Origin of the sequence: Nitratireductor sp. B36 (assembly GCF_020833685.1) — a bacterium.
Classification (GTDB): Bacteria; Pseudomonadota; Alphaproteobacteria; order Rhizobiales; family Rhizobiaceae; genus Nitratireductor.
Genome location: NZ_JACKZY010000008.1, coordinates 1 through 1,121 on the forward strand (window position 1 = coordinate 1; position 1,121 = coordinate 1,121).

A 1,121-nucleotide genomic window follows, 5' to 3' on the forward strand; every position below is an offset into this window, starting at 1 on the left:
ACCGATCAGGACGGCCAGAGCGCCAATGATGTCCTGTCGGTGAAGATCGTCGATGACGTCCCCGAGGCCATGGCCGACACGGACAGCATCGGTGCGGGCCAGTTCGGCCCGGCGACGGGCAATGTGATCACGGATGCGGAGGGCGATGGCGGTGCCGACACGGTCGGTGCGGACGATGCGTCTGTCGTTGGCGTTGCCGCTGGCGACACGGGTGCGGGCCTGGACAATGCGGGCACGGTCGGCACGGTGATCCAGGGCGCCTATGGCAAGCTGACGCTGAACGCGGACGGCTCCTACAGCTACACCCGCGATGCCGGGACCAAAGGCGGCGTGTCGGATGTGTTCACCTACACGCTGAAGGACGGCGACGGTGACCTGACGCACACGACGCTGACGATCGACATCGGCGACAGCGGTGTGACGGTGACGACGCCGCAGCCGGGCGATGACGGCACGACCGTCTATGAGAAGGGCCTTGCCGAGCGTGGTGGCGAGCCTGCCGGTTCGGGCGAGAGCGCGGATGGTGACGGCACGGACAATGACGACCCGTCGGAGGCGACGTCGGGCACGGTGACGTTCACGGCGCCGGATGGCGTCCAGTCGGTCAGCGTTGCCGGCACGGCGCTCGCCCTTGGCGATCCGTTCCCGCAGACGGTGTCGAGCGGCGCGACGGGCACGCTGGTGGTGACGGGTTACAGCTACAATGCGGTGACGGGTCAGGGCTCGATCAGCTACAGCTACACGCTGACGGACAACACGCTTGCCGATCCGGACGGTGTGTCGTTCGGCGTGACGGTGACGGATGCGGATGGCGACAGCCAGTCTGGCACGATCGCAATCGCCATCATCGACGATGCGCCGGTTGCGGTTGCCGATACGGACAGCATCGGTGCCGGCCAGTTCGGCCCGGCGACGGGCAATGTGATCACGGATGCGGAGGGCGATGGCGGGGCCGACACGGTCGGTGCGGACGATGCGTCTATCGTTGGCGTTGCCGCCGGGAACACGGGTACGGATCTGGATGATGCGACATCGGGGAATCCAGCCACGGTCGGCGCGGTGATCCAGGGCACCTATGGCAAGCTGACGCTGAACGCGGACGGCTCCTACAGCTACACCCG

1 protein-coding gene is annotated in these 1,121 nt (G+C 67.1%); it reads left to right on the forward strand.

Annotation, left to right across the window (positions count from 1 at the left end; translation table 11 throughout):
- Positions 1 to 1,121: VCBS domain-containing protein (locus H7H48_RS20055; protein WP_229450912.1), on the forward strand; the 1,121-nt coding region annotated here is incomplete at both ends.